This window comes from Rhizobium sp. Root1212 (assembly GCF_001424985.1).
GTDB lineage: Bacteria > Pseudomonadota > Alphaproteobacteria > Rhizobiales > Rhizobiaceae > Pararhizobium.
Map to the genome: position 1 here is coordinate 101,777 of NZ_LMDA01000025.1, position 16,660 is coordinate 118,436.

General features: G+C 61.6%; 16 protein-coding genes and 1 riboswitch. Of the genes, 8 read left to right on the forward strand and 8 right to left on the reverse strand.

Translation table 11 applies throughout. From position 1 onward, the window contains the following. The first annotated feature begins 87 nt into the window (after positions 1-87). From metG to ASC86_RS21710, 3 genes are read left to right on the forward strand one after another with little or no spacing between them, the layout of a single operon-like run. Positions 88-1,638, forward strand: coding sequence for a methionine--tRNA ligase (gene metG / locus ASC86_RS21700; RefSeq protein WP_056326228.1), 1,551 nt, complete (start codon positions 88-90; stop codon positions 1,636-1,638). Positions 1,639-1,642: 4 nt separating this feature from the next. Continuing rightward, positions 1,643-2,425 carry a TatD family hydrolase gene (locus ASC86_RS21705; protein WP_056326230.1) on the forward strand — a complete coding sequence of 261 codons (783 nt, stop codon included), beginning with the start codon at positions 1,643-1,645 and terminating at the stop codon, positions 2,423-2,425. A 3-nt stretch (positions 2,426-2,428) separates the two neighbouring features. Continuing rightward, positions 2,429-3,241: an MBL fold metallo-hydrolase gene (locus tag ASC86_RS21710; RefSeq protein WP_056326233.1), complete on the forward strand. Its 813-nt coding sequence runs from the start codon at positions 2,429-2,431 to the stop codon at positions 3,239-3,241. Here the strand turns inward: ASC86_RS21710 and ASC86_RS21715 are convergent, their stop codons facing one another. Then, complete coding sequence (locus tag ASC86_RS21715; protein ID WP_056326559.1) at positions 3,242-4,186, reverse strand: phosphoribosylaminoimidazolesuccinocarboxamide synthase; 945 nt, start codon at positions 4,184-4,186, stop codon at positions 3,242-3,244. Positions 4,187-4,495: 309 nt separating this feature from the next. On the opposite strand from ASC86_RS21715, the gene ASC86_RS21720 reads away from it, so the two are divergent. Together ASC86_RS21720 and ASC86_RS21725 are read left to right on the forward strand one after the other, a co-directional pair. Then, entirely contained in the window at positions 4,496-4,813 is a 318-nt protein-coding gene (locus ASC86_RS21720; RefSeq protein WP_056326235.1) for a hypothetical protein, read from the forward strand. 64 nt (positions 4,814-4,877) lie between these two features. Further along, positions 4,878-5,270 carry a GFA family protein gene (locus ASC86_RS21725; RefSeq protein WP_056326238.1) on the forward strand — a complete coding sequence of 131 codons (393 nt, stop codon included), beginning with the start codon at positions 4,878-4,880 and terminating at the stop codon, positions 5,268-5,270. A gap of 35 nt (positions 5,271-5,305) precedes the next feature. On the opposite strand, the gene ASC86_RS21730 is transcribed toward ASC86_RS21725, so the two are convergent. Both ASC86_RS21730 and ASC86_RS21735 read right to left on the reverse strand, forming a co-directional pair. Then, complete coding sequence (locus ASC86_RS21730) at positions 5,306-6,268, reverse strand: DUF1775 domain-containing protein (RefSeq protein WP_056326240.1); 963 nt, start codon at positions 6,266-6,268, stop codon at positions 5,306-5,308. Positions 6,269-6,358: 90 nt separating this feature from the next. Beyond that, positions 6,359-6,748: a DUF2946 family protein gene (locus ASC86_RS21735; protein ID WP_156387158.1), complete on the reverse strand. Its 390-nt coding sequence runs from the start codon at positions 6,746-6,748 to the stop codon at positions 6,359-6,361. A gap of 247 nt (positions 6,749-6,995) precedes the next feature. After that, positions 6,996-7,083, forward strand: a riboswitch (glycine riboswitch). A gap of 142 nt (positions 7,084-7,225) precedes the next feature. Here ASC86_RS21735 and gcvT point away from each other — a divergent pair. From gcvT to gcvP, 3 genes are read left to right on the forward strand one after another with little or no spacing between them, the layout of a single operon-like run. Beyond that, entirely contained in the window at positions 7,226-8,365 is a 1,140-nt protein-coding gene (gene gcvT, locus ASC86_RS21740) for a glycine cleavage system aminomethyltransferase GcvT (protein WP_056326245.1), read from the forward strand. A gap of 15 nt (positions 8,366-8,380) precedes the next feature. After that, positions 8,381-8,743: a glycine cleavage system protein GcvH gene (gene gcvH / locus ASC86_RS21745; protein WP_056326247.1), complete on the forward strand. Its 363-nt coding sequence runs from the start codon at positions 8,381-8,383 to the stop codon at positions 8,741-8,743. Continuing rightward, positions 8,743-11,613 (forward strand): aminomethyl-transferring glycine dehydrogenase, encoded by a 2,871-nt coding sequence (gene gcvP / locus ASC86_RS21750; RefSeq protein WP_056326250.1) that lies wholly within the window; start codon positions 8,743-8,745, stop codon positions 11,611-11,613. Before gcvH ends, gcvP begins: the two co-directional genes overlap by 1 nt. Positions 11,614-11,654: 41 nt before the next feature. Here the strand turns inward: gcvP and ASC86_RS21755 are convergent, their stop codons facing one another. The 5 genes from ASC86_RS21755 to sufD form a co-directional block, all read right to left on the reverse strand. Further along, positions 11,655-13,154 (reverse strand): ATP-binding protein, encoded by a 1,500-nt coding sequence (locus ASC86_RS21755; RefSeq protein WP_056326253.1) that lies wholly within the window; start codon positions 13,152-13,154, stop codon positions 11,655-11,657. Positions 13,155-13,254: 100 nt separating this feature from the next. After that, entirely contained in the window at positions 13,255-13,647 is a 393-nt protein-coding gene (gene sufA / locus ASC86_RS21760) for a Fe-S cluster assembly scaffold SufA (RefSeq protein WP_056326255.1), read from the reverse strand. Between the two features lie 82 nt (positions 13,648-13,729). Then, complete coding sequence (locus ASC86_RS21765) at positions 13,730-14,110, reverse strand: SUF system Fe-S cluster assembly protein (RefSeq protein ID WP_056326257.1); 381 nt, start codon at positions 14,108-14,110, stop codon at positions 13,730-13,732. Positions 14,111-14,121: 11 nt separating this feature from the next. After that, complete coding sequence (locus tag ASC86_RS21770; RefSeq protein WP_056326259.1) at positions 14,122-15,363, reverse strand: cysteine desulfurase; 1,242 nt, start codon at positions 15,361-15,363, stop codon at positions 14,122-14,124. A gap of 14 nt (positions 15,364-15,377) precedes the next feature. Then, positions 15,378-16,652 (reverse strand): Fe-S cluster assembly protein SufD, encoded by a 1,275-nt coding sequence (gene sufD, locus ASC86_RS21775; protein ID WP_056326262.1) that lies wholly within the window; start codon positions 16,650-16,652, stop codon positions 15,378-15,380. Between the last annotated feature and the right edge of the window lie 8 nt (positions 16,653-16,660).

Consider the following 16,660-nt stretch of genomic DNA (forward strand, 5'->3'; position numbering starts at 1 on the left):
CGCGATGCAGCAACTTGTTGTTTCCCTTGAAGACCGCTTGCGCTAATAGCAGTCTACAAAAATTGAGAACACAAGGCTGAAGCCGACATGACAGATACGTCCCCGTTTTACATCACGACCGCGATTTCCTATCCGAACGGCAAGCCGCATATCGGCCACGCCTACGAGCTGATCGCGACCGACGCCGTGGCGCGCTTCCAGCGTCTTGACGGGCGCGATGTCTTTTTCCTGACGGGCACGGACGAACACGGCCAGAAGATGCAGCAGACGGCGCGCAAGGAAGGCATCACCCCGCAGGAACTCGCAGACCGTAACTCGGCCGAATTCAAGGCCATGGGCAAACTGCTGAACGCCTCCAACGACGATTTCATCCGCACCACCGAGCCGCGCCACTACGAGGCGGTTAAGGTGATCTGGAGCCGCATGGCCGACGCAGGCGATCTCTACAAGGACAGCTATTCCGGCTGGTACTCCGTGCGCGATGAAGCCTACTATCAGGAAGGCGAAACAGAGCTGCGCGCCGATGGCGTGCGCTATGGGCCGCAGGGCACGCCCGTCGAATGGGTGGAGGAGGAAAGCTACTTCTTCAAGCTTTCCGAGTATCAGGACAAGCTCCTGAAGCACTATGAGGAAAACCCGGATTTCATCGGTCCCGCCGAGCGCCGCAACGAAGTGATCTCCTTCGTGAAGTCCGGCCTGAAAGACCTTTCCATGTCACGCACGACGTTCGACTGGGGCATCCCGGTTCCGAACGATCCGGGCCACGTCATGTATGTCTGGGTCGATGCGCTGACAAACTACATCACCGCAACCGGCTATCTCACTGATCCCGAAGGCTCACGTGCCAAATACTGGCCGGCCGATATCCACATGATCGGCAAGGACATCATCCGCTTTCACGCTGTCTACTGGCCAGCCTTCCTGATGTCGGCGGGCCTGCCGCTGCCCAAGCGCGTCTTCGCCCACGGCTTCCTGCTCAACAAGGGCGAGAAGATGTCGAAGTCGCTCGGCAACGTCGTCGATCCCGTCAATCTGGTCGAGCATTTCGGGCTCGATCCGATCCGCTATTTCTTCCTGCGCGAAGTCTCCTTCGGCCAGGACGGCAGCTATAGCGAAGAAGCGATTGCCACCCGCATCAATTCCGACCTTGCCAACGGCATCGGTAACCTCGCCAGCCGCTCGCTGTCGATGATCGTCAAGAACTGCGATGGCCAGATCCCGGTCTGCGGCGAACTGACCGACGAGGACAAGGCGATGCTGGCCTCCGCCGATGCGCTGCTCGCCTCGACCCGCGCCGACATGGGCGCACTCGCTATCCACCGCGCGGTGACCGCAATCATCGCCGTCGTCTCGGAAGCCGATCGTTATTTCGCCGGCCAGGAGCCGTGGGCGCTGAAGAAGACGGATCCGGCCCGCATGAGTACGGTGCTTTACGTCACCGCCGATGTGGTGCGTCAGGTCGCGATCCTGTTGCAGCCCTTCGTGCCGGAATCGGCAGGCAAACTGCTCGACCTCGTCGCGGTCCCGGCCGACCGGCGCAGCTTTGCCTTCCTCGGTGAAAAGGGCCGTCTGGTCGCGGGCACGCCGCTCGAAGCGCCGAAGCCGGTTTTCCCACGTTACGTCGCACCGGAAGCGTGAGCGCATGCTGATCGATACCCATTGCCATCTGGATTTTCCGGATTTCGAGCCTGAGCGCGACGCCGTCGTGGCGCGCGCGATGGCCGCGGGCGTCAGGCAGATGATCACCATCTCGACGCGGGTGAAGAAATTCGACACGATCCTCGGCATCGCCGAGGCCTATGACAACGTCTTCTGTTCGGTCGGAACCCATCCGCACAATGCCGATGAGGAACTGGATATCGAAACCGCCGATTTGGTGCGGCTATCGGCTCATCCTAAGGTGGTGGCGATCGGCGAAGCCGGGCTCGATTATTTCTACGACAACGCGCCACGCGATGCGCAGGCGATCGGCCTTCGCCGCCATATCGCCGCTGCCCGCGAAACCGGCCTGCCGCTGGTCATCCACAGCCGCTCGGCCGATGAAGACATGGCCGCGATATTAACCGAGGAAACAGGGAAGGGGGCCTTCCCTTTCCTTCTGCATTGCTTCTCTTCCGGCCCGGAGCTCGCCCGGATCGGCGTCGAACTGGGTGGCTATGTCTCTTTCTCCGGCATACTGACCTTCCCGAAATCGGAAGAGCTGCGCGAGATCGCCAAGACCGTGCCGCATGACCGGATGATCGTCGAAACCGACGCGCCGTATCTCGCGCCAAAACCGTACCGCGGCAAGCGAAACGAGCCGGCCTATGTGGCGCACACCGCCCAGGTTCTGGCCGAGACGATCGGCGTCAGCGAAGACGAAATCGCTGAAATCACGACGGAGAACGCTTTCCGCATCTTTTCCAAGATGCCGAGGGTGGCATAAGTCATGGCCGTGCGGCGGACCTTCACCATATTGGGCTGCGGTTCGTCTCCGGGCGTGCCGCGCATCACCGGTGACTGGGGTGCCTGCGATCCTCAAAACCCCAAGAACCGGCGCACGCGCGCGGCCTTGCTCGTCGAGCAGACGGGCGAAAATGGCGGCAAGACCACCGTCGTCATCGATACCGGCCCGGATTTTCGCCAGCAGATGATCGATGCCCGCGTCGATCATCTCGATGCCGCGATCTACACCCATCCGCATGCCGACCATATCCATGGCATCGACGATCTGCGCGGTTATGTCATCAATTCCTCACGGCGCATGCCGATCTGGGCCGATGCCTTCACCATGGAGCGCATCCGCGAAGGGTTCCGCTACTGTCTGGAAACGCCGGAAGGCAGCGGCTATCCGCCCATCGTCGAAGCAAATCTTTTCGATGAAAAACTTTCGCCGATAACCATCGATGGCGCCGGTGGGCCAATCCCGTTTCAGCCGCTGAAACAGCATCACGGCAGCATCACGTCTCTGGGCTTCCGTATCGGCGATTTTGCCTATTGCTGCGATGTCAGCGATTTTCCGGCTGAAACCATCGACAAGCTGGCCGGTCTCGACGTGCTGGTCATCGATACGCTGCAATACCGCTTCCATCCGAGCCATCTGTCGGTGGAGCAATCGCTCGGCTGGATCGAGCGCATCGCGCCGAAGCGCGCCGTGCTCACGCATATGCATGTGCCGCTGGACTACGACACGGTGATGCGCGAAACGCCGGATCATATCGAGCCGGCCTATGACGGCATGCGGCTCGACGTTTCGCTCTGATCAGCTGAAATACGGCCTTAGATTGCCGCGAATGCGCTCCAGAACCGTGCTGCCGGAAAGATCGGGCACGAAACGCTGGCCGGTAATCGTCTCGAACGCTTCGATATAGACCTTGGAGGTCTGCTCGACGAGTTCTCTCGGGATCTCCGGGATGGCGTCCTTATAGGGATCGCAACGCTCGGTGACCCAGGCGCGAACGAAATCCTTGTCGAAGCTTCTGGGCCGTGCGCCGGTGGCAAAGCTCTGTTCATAGCTTTCGGCGATCCAGTAGCGGCTGCTGTCTGGCGTGTGGATTTCATCCGCAAGAACGATGCGGCCATCCTTGTCCGTGCCGAATTCATATTTGGTATCGACGAGGATCAGGCCGCGCTCGGCGGCGCGTTGCTGGCCGCGTTCGAACAAGGCCAGCGCATAGCGCGAGACCGTTTCCCATTGCTCGGGTGTCAGGAGCTTTTGCGCGAGAATTTCATCGGCTGACAGCGGCTCGTCGTGGCCGCCATCGAAGGCCTTGCTCGTCGGCGTGATGATCGCTTGCGGCAGCTTTTCATTGTCCTTCATGCCATCCGGCAGCGTAATGCCGTACATAGCGCGTTCGCCATTGCGATATTTGGTCAGGATCGAGGTGCTGGTCGTGCCGGCCAGATAGCCGCGCACCACAATCTCGACCGGCAGTATATCGAGCCGCGTGCCGATGACGACATTCGGATCGGGATAGCTGATGACGTGGTTCGGGCAGATATCGGCGGTCTGTTCGAACCAGTAGCGCGCCGTCTGGGTCAGAACCTGGCCCTTGAACGGGATGGCCGTCAGGATGACGTCGAAGGCGCTCAGGCGGTCCGTCGCGATGATGATGCGGCTGCCATCCGGCAGGTTGTAGTTCTCGCGAACCTTGCCGTTGTAGCGTCCCGGCAGTTCGGGAATGAAAGCATCTGAAAGAATGCGCAAATCGCTCATCGGCTTGGGTCTTTCGCTAACGATTGAGACTGGCATCGCTTAAGCCCGGAGGATATTCAAGGTCAAGCGGGGATCGGGGCGGCAGGCCGGTTTTGCGAGATTTGCCACATAAGATAGTTCCATAATCTATCTTATGTGATATTTGTATGTGGTATTGCCTGGCCCTCTTTCCCAGAAAACCGGAGCGTTTGGCCTCACGTCTTTAAACTTCGACTAAAATACCGCCACGTAAATTGACCCGGTGGCAAAGCACACCGTGCGAAGGTCCTCCCTCGTATCAACGGAGGTCCTTCGGGAACCATGGCAACGGTCGTCACCATGTCTGCGGTGACGGCGGCTTATGCGGCGGAAGCCGTGAAGCCGTCGGCGCGCGTGCGCGGCGATGGTCCGGCCGAACAGGCCATGGACATTCTTTCAGCCGAGAACCGGCAGGAAGTCGCAAGCGTCCATGCCGCCCTCGCGGCATTGCGCAGCCCGAGTTCTCTTTCGCTGATGTTTCTCGCCGGCCGCGAACGGCTGCCCCAGCGCAGCCAGCACGATGCCCTGCGTTTCTACCGCGAGTTCCTCGACGACGATCCGCCGCCGGACGAACCCGAGGAAGATGCGGACGACGGCTGAAATTGCGGACATGCAGCGATTTGTTGTAATCATGCCACAGGTCTGATGTGGCGGGAGGTGCAGCATGGAACGATATACGGGTGGCTGCCTGTGCGGCAATGTTCGCCTTGTCGCGACAGGTCACCCATACCGGGTAGGCCTTTGCCACTGCCTCGATTGCCGCAAGCATCACGGCGCCCTCTTCCATGCGTCGGCGATCTTTCCCGAAGCTTCGGTAACGGTCGAAGGTGAAACGCGCGGCTATGCCGGGCGGTTTTTCTGCCCCACTTGCGGCTCTCCGGTTTTCGGGCAAACCGGTGATGAAATCGAAGTCAATCTCGGCTCCCTCGATACGCCCGACCAATTGAAGCCGACTTACGAACTCTGGACGATCCGCCGCGAATCCTGGCTGCCGCCATTCCCGCTGTCGAAAAGCTACGAGCGCGACCGGGAAAGCACCGGCCGCGCCGAAGAATAGAACCCGGCTGCGAACGGCCGGGTTTCTATCATTTATCAACCGCCGTGCTGATGGCCACCGGCAACGTCGCCGACCGGCAGCGTATAGTCGACCTCTCCGGCCTTCTCGAAGGTCAGCGTCACCTTGACGCTGTCACCCTTGGCGAAGGGCTTGGCGACATCCATGAACATCAGGTGCATCTTGTCGCTGATATCGACGGTCTGGCCAGCCGGCAGAGCGATACCGCCGTCGATCTTGCGCATCTTCATCACGTCGTTTTCCATGGTCATTTCATGGAGTTCGACGCGGCCGGCCGCCGGGCTTTCGACCGAAACCAGCCGGTCTTCTTCCTTGCCGCCATTGCGGATCGTGAGACCGCCGCCGCCGACCTTGGCACCGGGTACCATGGCCTTGAGGCTGCCGGCGCTGAGTTCGAGCGCCCCGGCCTTGACGGTGTCCGGCGCGCCGCTGCCATGGCCGGCATGTTCGTCGGCAGCGGAGGCCGGGACGACGGTAATCGTCGGCGCCGGGCTCTTCAGGTCATGCGGGCTCTGGCCTTCGGCCGCGACCTGATCCCAGACCACCTTGCCTTCCGTCCCGCAAAGCTGGGTCACCGGAAAGGCCAGCACCGTTTCCTTGTCGAAGCCGGAAATGCGGCCGCTGATGACGAAGGTGTCGTAATAATCGTCCGACAGTTCCCCGCCCTTCCAGCGGATTTCCAGCGGGCCGGATTTTACCGGCGTGCCGTGGTTGTCATAGGTCTTCTGATAGTCGCCCTTGATGATTTCCAGCGTCCAGCCCGGCTTCGGCTGCGGCTTGGCGAAGACGAAGCCTTCCGGCAGCTTGATCTGCACGTCGGTCGTCGGCTTGCCATCGCAGCCATGGGGAATCTGCAGGATGGCCTTGAAGCCGCGCTCGGATACGGCCTTGTCGATCTCGAAACTGGCATGGGCAAAGGCCTGCGCGGCGCCAACGAGCGAAAATCCTGCAGCAAGCAGGGAAATGGAAATACGGTTCATCTGTCTGTCTCCTTGCCGACATCTGTGTCGGTCTTCGCCGACGTCTGCGTCGGTCTCGTCATGATTGTCTGCCGCTATGCGGCGGTGCGATCAGGCGAGAAAAGGAGGTGCGCGCGAGCGCGGACGGGGCTGCTGATAGGCGATAAGGACTGGCTCGAAGACCGCCCTCTCCCCGAGATCGACGAAGCGACGGATCGGATGATGTTCCTGCGGCGGCTCGGGCAGCAGCGTCGTGCTCGCCAGCCGGCAATAGTCGCAGAACGGCGCCTGCTTCTCATGCGGAACGGAATGGCCCTGATCGGAAACCCCGTCCGATCCGAAGCAGATGTCGGCAATCGTGCCATCAGGCAGTGTGAGGTTCGCCGCGGTAACGGGATCGAGCACCCGTGCCGCCGGCACCTGGTGGGCGAAAACGGCAAACAGGAGCGCGATCGCCGTCAGAAGGCGCGTCGCCAGTCCCATATCGCCTCGTCTTTGCATTCCGCATCCTCAATCGGGTTGGTCCGGGCATAATCCCAAGCCTCGGAAAAAGCAAATCGCCCTTCCCCCTCATTCTATTAAAGAGCGGCCGTCCCTACTTTGCGAAAGCGCAAATTTCTTCCCGATAGGCTGCCTTCCTGGGCATGAGTTTTCAGCATTTCCGGGCGACATGATATGAAGCGACGAAAATCTATTCGGCTGCGACATTTTGCGCTTGCCAAGTCTCCGATATCGCCGTTATCTGAAGCCGATCTTGTTGGGAGAATCCGGCGTTTGCCGGTGCCGAAGGAGCAACCGCCCCGGAAACTCTCAGGCCAAAGGACCAGCAAGGTGCCGATAGGACTCTGGAGAGAAGCGCTTGCGCTCGCCGAAGGGATAACAATCTCAGGCAAAGGGACAGAGGGGGCTCTAAGAACGGCGCCGTAAGTGTGCCGACGAGTTGGAGCCGGCGCGTTGCGCCAAACCTGGAGGCCGGATTTGGACGACCATTCCCTTTTGAAACAGACACCGCTGCACGCCCTGCATCTTTCGCTTGGCGCCCGCATGGTGCCCTTTGCCGGCTATGACATGCCGGTGCAATATCCCGCCGGCGTCCTGAAGGAACATCTGCACACCCGCGTCGCCGCCGGCCTGTTCGACGTTTCGCATATGGGCCAGATCCGGCTGACGGCGAAATCCGGCAAGCTCGAGGATGCGGCGCTGGCGCTGGAAAAGCTCGTTCCCGTCGATATCCTCGGCCTCGGCGAAGGCCGCCAGCGCTATGCCCTCTTCACCAATGCTGAAGGCGGTATTCTCGACGACTTGATGGTGGCAAACCGGGGCGATCATCTGTTCCTGGTGGTCAACGCCGCCTGCAAGGACGCCGATTTCGCCCATCTCAAGGCCCATCTCGGCGACAGCTGCGATCTCGAAATGCTCGATGATCGCGCGCTGATCGCGTTGCAGGGGCCGCATGCCGTCACCGTGCTCGCCGAACTCTGGGCCGATATCGCGCAGATGCGCTTCATGGATGTCGCCGAAGCCGAACTGCATGATGTGCCCTGCATCATCTCCCGCTCTGGCTATACCGGCGAGGACGGTTTCGAAATCTCCATCCCCTCATCATCCGCCGAAGATGTCGCCCGCCGCATTCTCGAACATCCCGATGTCCTGCCGATCGGTCTCGGTGCCCGCGATTCACTGCGGCTCGAAGCCGGCCTGTGTCTTTACGGCAATGATATCGATACCGGCACGACCCCGGTCGAGGCCGCCCTCGAATGGGCGATACAAAAGGCCCGCCGCGTCGGCGGGAGCCGCGAAGGCGGCTTTCCGGGCGCAGATGTCATCCTCGGCCAGTTCGCGAATGGCGCAAGCCGCCGCCGCGTGGGCCTGAAGCCGGAAGGCAAGGCCCCCGTTCGTGGCGGCGCCGTTCTCTTTGCCGATGCCGAGGGGCAGAAAGAGGTCGGCTCCGTCACCTCGGGCGGCTTTGGCCCGAATGCGGAATCGCCGGTCGCCATGGGCTATGTCCCGACCGACCTCGCCTCGCCCGGCACCATCCTTTTTGCGGAAGTCCGCGGCAAGTATCTGCCCGTGACCGTCTCCGCCCTTCCCTTTGTCACCCCAAGCTACAAGCGCTGATCAGGAGCTGAACCTATGCTGAAATTTACCGATGAACATGAATGGCTGAAGATCGAAGGCGACGTGGCAACCGTCGGCATCACCGCGCATGCCGCCGAACAGCTGGGCGACCTGGTTTTCGTCGAACTTCCGGAAGGCGGCTCCGCCTTCGCCAAGGGCGACACCGCTGCAACCGTCGAATCCGTCAAGGCGGCCTCCGACGTCTATTGTCCGCTTGACGGCGAGATCGTCGAAAGTAACCAGGCCATCGTCGACGACCCGTCGCTGGTCAACAGCGATCCGCAGGGCGCCGGCTGGTTCTTCAAGCTGAAGCTTGCCGATCCTTCGGCCGTCAATGCGCTGCTCGACGAAGCAGCCTACAAGGAGCTTATCGCCTGATGAGCATGCCGACCGACTTCACCTTTACGGATTACAAGCCGTATGACTTCGCCAACCGGCGGCATATCGGCCCCTCGCCCGACGAGATGGCCGCCATGCTCAAGGTCATCGGCTATCCGAGCCTCGATGCGCTGATCGACGACACCGTTCCGCCGTCGATCCGCCAGAAAAGCCCGCTCGAATGGGGGGCGCCGATGACCGAGCGCGAAGCGCTCGACAAGATGCGCGAGACCGCCAACCGCAACAAGAAGCTGGTCTCGCTGATCGGCCAGGGTTATTACGGCACGATCACGCCGCCGGTCATCCAGCGCAACATTCTGGAAAACCCGGCCTGGTACACGGCCTACACGCCCTACCAGCCGGAAATCAGCCAGGGCCGCCTCGAAGCGCTGCTCAACTACCAGACCATGGTCTGCGACCTGACCGGCCTCGACGTTGCCAACGCCTCGCTTCTCGATGAGGCGACCGCTGCCGCCGAAGCCATGGCCATGGCAGAGCGTGTTTCGAAATCGAAGGAAAAGACCTTCTTCGTCGACGAGAGCTGCCATCCGCAGACCATCGCGCTGCTCAAGACCCGCGCGGAACCGCTGGGCTGGTCCATTCTCGTCGGTGATCCCGACAAGGATCTGGTGGCCGCCGATGTCTTCGGCGCGATCTTCCAGTATCCCGGCACCTACGGCCATGTTCGCGATTTCTCGAACCTGATCGCCCGCCTGCACCAGACCGGCGCCATCGCCGTCGTCGCGGCCGACCCGCTGTCGCTGGCGCTCCTGAAGTCGCCGGGCGAAATGGGCGCCGATATCGCCATCGGCTGCACCCAGCGTTTTGGCGTGCCGGTCGGTTACGGTGGTCCGCATGCCGCCTATATGGCCGTCAAGGATGCCTACAAGCGCTCCATGCCGGGCCGTCTTGTCGGTGTTTCCGTCGATGCCCGCGGCAACCGCGCCTATCGCCTCTCGCTCCAGACCCGCGAACAGCACATCCGCCGCGAAAAGGCGACGTCGAACATCTGCACCGCGCAGGTTCTGCTCGCCGTTATGGCCTCGATGTATGCCGTGTTCCACGGCCCCAAGGGCATCAAGGCGATTGCCCAGAGCGTGCACCAGAAGACCGTGCGCCTCGCCATGGGCCTGGAAAAGCTCGGCTATACCGTCGAGCCCGAGGTGTTCTTCGACACGATCACCGTCGAAGTCGGCAAGCTGCAGGGCATCATCCTCAAGACCGCGGTCGCCGAGGAAGTGAACCTGCGCAAGATCGGCGACACCAAGATCGGCATCAGTCTCGACGAGCGCTCGCGCCCGGTCACGCTGGAAGCCGTCTGGCGTGCCTTTGGCGGGGATTTCAAGGTTGAGGAATTCGAGCCGGATTACCGCCTGCCGGAAGCCCTGCTGCGCACCAGCGAATACCTGATGCACCCGATCTTCCACATGAACCGCGCGGAAAGCGAAATGACCCGCTACATCCGCCGGCTCGCCGACCGCGACCTCGCGCTCGACCGCTCGATGATCCCGCTCGGTTCCTGCACGATGAAGCTGAATGCGACGGCGGAAATGCTGCCGATCACCTGGCCGGAATTTTCGGAAATCCATCCCTTCGTGCCTGCGGATCAGGCTGAAGGCTATCGCTATATGATCGACGACCTGTCGCAGAAGCTCTGCGTCATCACAGGTTACGACGCGATCTCCATGCAGCCGAACTCAGGCGCACAGGGCGAATATGCAGGCCTTCTGACAATTCGCGCCTACCACCTTGCCCGCGGCGACGACCATCGCGACGTCTGCCTGATACCGACCTCAGCCCACGGCACCAATCCCGCCTCTGCTCAGATGGCGGGCATGAAGGTCGTGGTCGTCAAGGTCTCGGACAATGGCGACATCGACATGGATGATTTCCGCGCCAAGGCGGAGCAGTACGGCCCCAACCTCTCCTGCTGCATGATCACCTACCCCTCGACCCACGGCGTGTTCGAAGAAAACGTCCGTGAAGTCTGCGAGATCGTCCACAAGCATGGCGGTCAGGTCTACATGGACGGCGCCAACATGAACGCCATGGTCGGCCTTGCCCGCCCCGGCGATATCGGCGGCGACGTCAGCCACCTCAACCTGCACAAGACCTTCTGCATTCCGCATGGCGGCGGCGGTCCCGGCATGGGCCCGATCGGTGTCAAGGCGCACCTCGCCCCCTACCTCCCGAGCCACCCGGAAATTCCGGGTCTCGGCGGCACAGGCGCGGTGTCGGCGGCTCCCTTCGGCTCGGCCTCCATCCTGCCGATCTCCTGGAGCTACTGCCTGATGATGGGTGGCGAAGGCCTGACGCAGGCGACCAAGGTGGCGATCCTCAACGCCAACTACATCGCCGCCCGCCTGAAGGGCGCCTATGACGTGCTCTACAAGTCGGCCAAGGGCCGTGTCGCGCACGAGTGCATCATCGATACCCGCCCGCTGGTCGACAGCGCCGGCGTCACCGTTGATGACGTCGCCAAGCGCCTGATCGACTGCGGCTTCCACGCCCCGACCATGAGCTGGCCGGTGGCCGGCACACTGATGATCGAGCCGACGGAATCCGAAACCAAGGCGGAACTCGACCGATTCTGCGATGCGATGCTGGCAATCCGCGAGGAAGCCCGCGACATCGAGGAAGGCCGGATGGACCGGGAGAACAACCCGCTCAAGAATGCGCCGCATACGGTGGAAGACCTGGTCGGCGAGTGGGATCGTCCCTACAGCCGCGAACAGGCCTGCTTCCCGCCGGGTGCCTTCCGCGTCGACAAGTACTGGTCGTCGGTCAACCGCGTCGACAATGTCTACGGCGATCGCAACCTCGTCTGCACCTGCCCGCCGCTCGAAGAATATGCGGAAGCGGCAGAGTAAAGCATGAAATTTTGGCGCGCGGCTCTGTCGCGCGCCATCTCCTAGCCGCCCTGCTTGGGAGAGGCCGGGAGCGTCACGACGAAGCGGGCGCCATCCTCGAAGCTTGCATCAAGCTCGATCGAGCCCTTGTGGCTCTCGGCGATACGCTTGGCCAGCGAAAGGCCGATCCCCGTTCCCGGATAATGCGAATCGTCGCGGTGCAGCCGCTGGAAAACATCGAAAATCTTGGCGGCATAACGCGGATCGACGCCAATGCCGTTGTCCTCGACAACAAGTGTGGCGATGCCTTTCCTCGCCTCGCCATAGATCTTGACGATCGGCACCACGCCCTCGCGGCGATATTTCACGGCATTGCCGATCAGGTTCTGGCAAAGGCACTTCAACAGTTCGACATCGCCCCGAACCCGCGGCAGCGCGCCGATATCGATGATCGCACCGGCTTCACTGATGAAGCTGTCGAGATTGGCGATCGCCTCGCGCACCACCTCGGCTAGGCTCACCTGCTGCCAGTTGGTGATCTGATCGACGATCCGGGCATATTCGAGCAGACTGTTGATCAGCTGGTCCATGCGCCGCGCGCTCTGGCCTAAGTGCTGTGCATAGACTGGCAGCTCGTCCAGCTGGCCGGCGGCGACGTCCTCGGCGATCATGTCCGAAAACATCGACAGGTGCCGGAGCGGCGCTTTCAGGTCGTGCGAGACGGTCGCGGTGAACTGGTTCAGGGCTTCGTTCTTGCGTTGCAGCTCCGTGGTCTGCTCCGCAAGCCGGTCCTGCTGCGCCTTCAGGTCCGTAACATCGATGCGCAGGCTGACGATGTGGCCGTTGGGGGTCTTGAGGCTTTCTGACCTGATCCAGCGGTCGTCGCCGTGTCGGAAGACATCGGGGCCGGAAGGCGTGCGGTTATTTTGCCGCCGCCGCTCCAGCCATTCCGCCGCCGCCGGGCTTTCCGGCGGACAATCGAGATAGTTTCCGGCCGCCATGTTTGCTGACAGAATGTCGTTCAGCGTCGCCCCGACGAAGATGCTGTCGGCGGCCGCGCCGCACATCTCGCGATAGGCGCGGTTATAGAGGATCAGGGTCTCATTTTCGTCGAAGATGGCAAAGCCGACCGGAACGGCATCGAGCGCCGCATCCGTGGCTAGGGTCAGTGCCCTGCGCCGGCTGTCGCGAGTCAGGATGTGGGTGACATCGCGGATGACGCCGATATAGCCCTCCGGCATCCCGTCTTCGCCGATCACGCGGCTTCCGGTCAGCTGGCCGTGAAACTCGCTTCGATCCTTGCGGCAATAACGAAAAACGAGGTCATGGATCGTTTTCGGCGATTGCGACAGGAAGCCGTGTTCCAGAGCAAACCGGTATTCCGCCGCATCGGCATGGAGCAGGGAAAGATGCTGGCCGACGATCTCGCCGCCGTCATAACCGAACGCCTGGCAACCCGCCGCATTGAGGCCGCGGATCACGCCGTCGCCGTCGCAGAAGACTACCGTCTCGGGGTAGGCCTCATAGAGTGCGCGCGTAAAATTTTCTTTCGAATACGGCATATGACCAGCCTGCCCGGAAGAGGAAGACGCTGATCATACACAGGTCCTGAAAATTGCAATACCGCGCGACCGGCAGCCTCGCCGTAGCCGGAAAAACCGGTTATTCGGCGCGAACCGTAGCGCCGCCGGCAGCGGCAAGCGCCGCAAGATCGGCCGGTTTCAGCTCAACCGATTCGCCGCAGCCGCAGGCCGACGTCTGGTTCGGATTGTTGAAGGTGAAGCCCGAACGCATCTTCGTGACTTCGAAATCCATGTTGGTTCCAAGGAGGTAGAGCACGGCTTCCGGGGCGACCCAGACCTGCGCGCCATCGCGCTCGATCAGGTCGTCCTTGGGATTGGGCTCAGTCACCAGATCGACGGCATATTCCATGCCGGCGCAGCCGCCCTTCTTGACGGAAACACGGATGCCCCTGGCATCGCCGCCAGCATTTTCGACGATCGCCTTGACGCGGCCGGCAGCCGCATCGCTCAAGCTCATTATTGCAAAGCCCATCGGCTCATTCTCCTTACACAATCGGGTTCAAGGCCCGATGCTTCCAGAATCAAATGTAGTACCGGTCAGTTAACGGATCAACTCAGTACCAGCCGATCGCCACCTGCGCCTCTTCCGACATGCGGTCCGGGCTCCACGGCGGATCGAAGGTCATGGAGACCTCGACGCCCGAAACGCCCTCGACGGCGCCGACGGCATTTTCCACCCAGCCCGGCATTTCGCCGGCGACGGGGCAGCCCGGAGCGGTCAGCGTCATGGCGATCTTCACCATGCGGTCGTCTTCGATATCGATCTTGTAGATCAGCCCGAGTTCGAAGATGTCGGCCGGAATTTCCGGGTCGTAGACGGTTTTCAGCGCCGAGATGATGTCGTCGCTGAGTCGCGCCAGTTCATCGGCAGGAATGGCGGAATGCACGATGCCTTCGCGCACGTCGATCTTGTCTTGCGTCGTATCAAGGCTCATTGCAGTCTTCCTTACCCAAAGAATTTCCGGGCCTGATCGAGCGCTTCGACCAGAATGTCTACTTCGGCGCGGGTATTGTAGAGGCCGAAGGATGCACGGCATGTGGAGGTGACGCCGAAGCGTTTCAAGAGCGGCATGGCGCAATGGGTGCCGGCGCGCACCGCCACCCCTGCCCGATCGATCACCATGGAGACGTCATGGGCATGGATGCCTTCGAGTTCGAAGGAGAAGATGCCGCCCTTGCCCGGCGCATTGCCGATGACCCGCAGCGAATTGATGGTGGACAGCCGCTCATGGGCATAGGCGGCCAGATCGGCTTCATGGGCTGCGATTGCGGCGCGGCCGATGTTTTCCATATAGTCCAGCGCATAGCCGAGACCGATCGCCTGAACGATCGGTGGCGTGCCGGCCTCGAAACGATGCGGCGGCTCATTATAGGTGACCATATCCTCGGTCACTTCGAGGATCATTTCGCCGCCGCCCATGAAGGGCCGCATTTCCTTGAGGCGATCGGCCTTGCCGTAGAGGACGCCGATGCCGGAGGGGCCATAAAGCTTGTGGCCGGTCATCACATACCAGTCGCAGTCGATGTCCTGCACATCGACCGGCATATGGACGGCGCCCTGGCTGCCATCGACCAAGACCGGAATGCCACGCTCATGGGCGATACGGCAGATTTCCTTGACCGGAACGACCGTACCCAGTGCATTCGACATATGGGTGATGGCGACGAGCTTCGTCTTGTCCGTCAGGCATTTGACGAAATCGTCGATATGGAAGGTGCCCTCGTCATCGACTGGCGCCCAGACGATCTTCGCGCCCTGCCGCTCGCGGATGAAATGCCACGGCACGATGTTGGAGTGATGCTCCATGATCGAGATGACGATCTCGTCGCCCTCGCCGATCTTCGGCGTGCCGTAGCCGTAAGCGACCGTGTTGATCGCCTCCGTCGAGGATTTCGTGAAGACGATGTTGTCGACCGACGGCGCATTCAGGAAGCGGCGCACCTTTTCACGTGCGGCTTCATAGGCGTCCGTCGCGGCATTCGAGAGGAAATGCAGGCCGCGATGGACGTTGGCATATTCATTGGAATAGGCATGGGACACGGCATCGATGACCGCCTGCGGCTTCTGGGCCGAGGCGCCGTTGTCGAGATAGACGAGCGGCTTGCCGTAGACGGTCCGCGAAAGGATCGGAAAATCCTTGCGGATCGCTTCAACGTCGTAGGCAGGCGCCGGTACCGTGTGTTCCATGACAAATGTCCAAATCAGGCGTGTTTTTCAAGCCAGGCGGCGATGATCGCTTCGAGCGGCTCGATGATGGCCTCGTCTTCCAGTTCCTCGACGATCTCGTCGACAAAGGCGTTGACCAGCATGGTGCGCGCCTTAGCCTCGGGAATGCCGCGCGCCATCAGGTAGTAGAGGTGCATCGGGTTGAGGTCGATCACGGTCGCGCCGTGGCCGCACTGAACGTCGTCGGCGAAGATTTCCAGCTCCGGCTTTGCCGAGAAATCGGCGTCGTCGGAAAGCAGCAGCGTGTTGCAGGCCATGCGCGCATCGGTCTTCTGGGCATCCGGGGCAACCCGGATCTGGCCCTGGAAGACGCCCTTGGCACGGTTCAGCACGACGTTGCGGATGATCTCCGTCGAGGTCGTATGCGGAACGTCGTGGCCGAGCGTGAAGGTCACGTCCGTATGGCTTTCGTCGCCCAGCAGGTTGATGCCGCGCATCTGGAAGTCGGCGCCCTCACCGGTCGTCACGCCATGGACTTCCTGGCGCACCAGCTTGCCGCCGGCATTGATGACGAAGATACGCAGCTTGGCATCCGCGCCGAGGTCGAAATTGACTTGACCGAAATGGCTGTCGGCGGAACCCTGCTGCTGCAGGATAATCCAGGTGATCTCGGCGCCTTCGTCGATGATCAGGTCGCTGACGACGCTGACGAGGCTCGGCGCATCGTTGACCGAGAGGTGACGTTCGATAACGACGGCCTTGGACTTCGCACCGAAGGTCACCGGGAAGCGGCTGTGGCTCTGGCCGGCGCTCTGTACCAGCTGCAGTTCGAGCGGCTGTTCCAGCACTGTTTCTGCCGGGATTTCGATCTCGAAACCGTCGCGGACGAAGGTGCCGTTGATGCGGCCGATGGCGTCATCGGTCCCCCGCTCGACGAGGTCGGCAGCAGCCACGCCTTCGACAAGGCTTTCGCCGTAACGGCGAATATGGATGCCTTCCGGCGCACCGGAAACATCGGCCTTGCCGTTCAGGACCCGCACGACGGATGAGCCGGCAGCAAGCGGCTCGACACCTTCGGCAAAGGCCGCGGTATCGAAGGCCGGAACGCTGCGCAGCAGAGCGCGCAGGTCGCTATAGTGCCAGGATTCGATGCGGCGCGTCGGCAGACCTTCGGTCTTCAGGGCGTTGAGCAGCGCGTCGCGGGCCGAAAGCACCGCGCCGTCGCCCGGCAGTTCGCCAAGCTGGGCGGTATAGGCATCGACGAGAGCCGTCTCTGAGGCCGTCATCGTGATTGCCGTCTGGATGTTCATGGAAAACT

Bases quoted from the DNA above. Each gene is read 5' to 3' on its own strand.
- sufD (WP_056326262.1), bottom strand. From the start codon at position 16,652: ATGAACATCCAGACGGCAATCACGATGACGGCCTCAGAGACGGCTCTC.
- ASC86_RS21720 (WP_056326235.1), top strand. From the start codon at position 4,496: ATGGCAACGGTCGTCACCATGTCTGCGGTGACGGCGGCTTATGCGGCG.
- ASC86_RS21755 (WP_056326253.1), bottom strand. From the start codon at position 13,154: ATGCCGTATTCGAAAGAAAATTTTACGCGCGCACTCTATGAGGCCTAC.
- ASC86_RS21730 (WP_056326240.1), bottom strand. From the start codon at position 6,268: ATGAACCGTATTTCCATTTCCCTGCTTGCTGCAGGATTTTCGCTCGTT.
- gcvP (WP_056326250.1), top strand. From the start codon at position 8,743: ATGAGCATGCCGACCGACTTCACCTTTACGGATTACAAGCCGTATGAC.
- gcvH (WP_056326247.1), top strand. From the start codon at position 8,381: ATGCTGAAATTTACCGATGAACATGAATGGCTGAAGATCGAAGGCGAC.
- sufA (WP_056326255.1), bottom strand. From the start codon at position 13,647: ATGGGCTTTGCAATAATGAGCTTGAGCGATGCGGCTGCCGGCCGCGTC.
- ASC86_RS21710 (WP_056326233.1), top strand. From the start codon at position 2,429: ATGGCCGTGCGGCGGACCTTCACCATATTGGGCTGCGGTTCGTCTCCG.
- metG (WP_056326228.1), top strand. From the start codon at position 88: ATGACAGATACGTCCCCGTTTTACATCACGACCGCGATTTCCTATCCG.
- ASC86_RS21735 (WP_156387158.1), bottom strand. From the start codon at position 6,748: ATGCAAAGACGAGGCGATATGGGACTGGCGACGCGCCTTCTGACGGCG.
- ASC86_RS21765 (WP_056326257.1), bottom strand. From the start codon at position 14,110: ATGAGCCTTGATACGACGCAAGACAAGATCGACGTGCGCGAAGGCATC.
- ASC86_RS21705 (WP_056326230.1), top strand. From the start codon at position 1,643: ATGCTGATCGATACCCATTGCCATCTGGATTTTCCGGATTTCGAGCCT.
- ASC86_RS21770 (WP_056326259.1), bottom strand. From the start codon at position 15,363: ATGGAACACACGGTACCGGCGCCTGCCTACGACGTTGAAGCGATCCGC.
- ASC86_RS21725 (WP_056326238.1), top strand. From the start codon at position 4,878: ATGGAACGATATACGGGTGGCTGCCTGTGCGGCAATGTTCGCCTTGTC.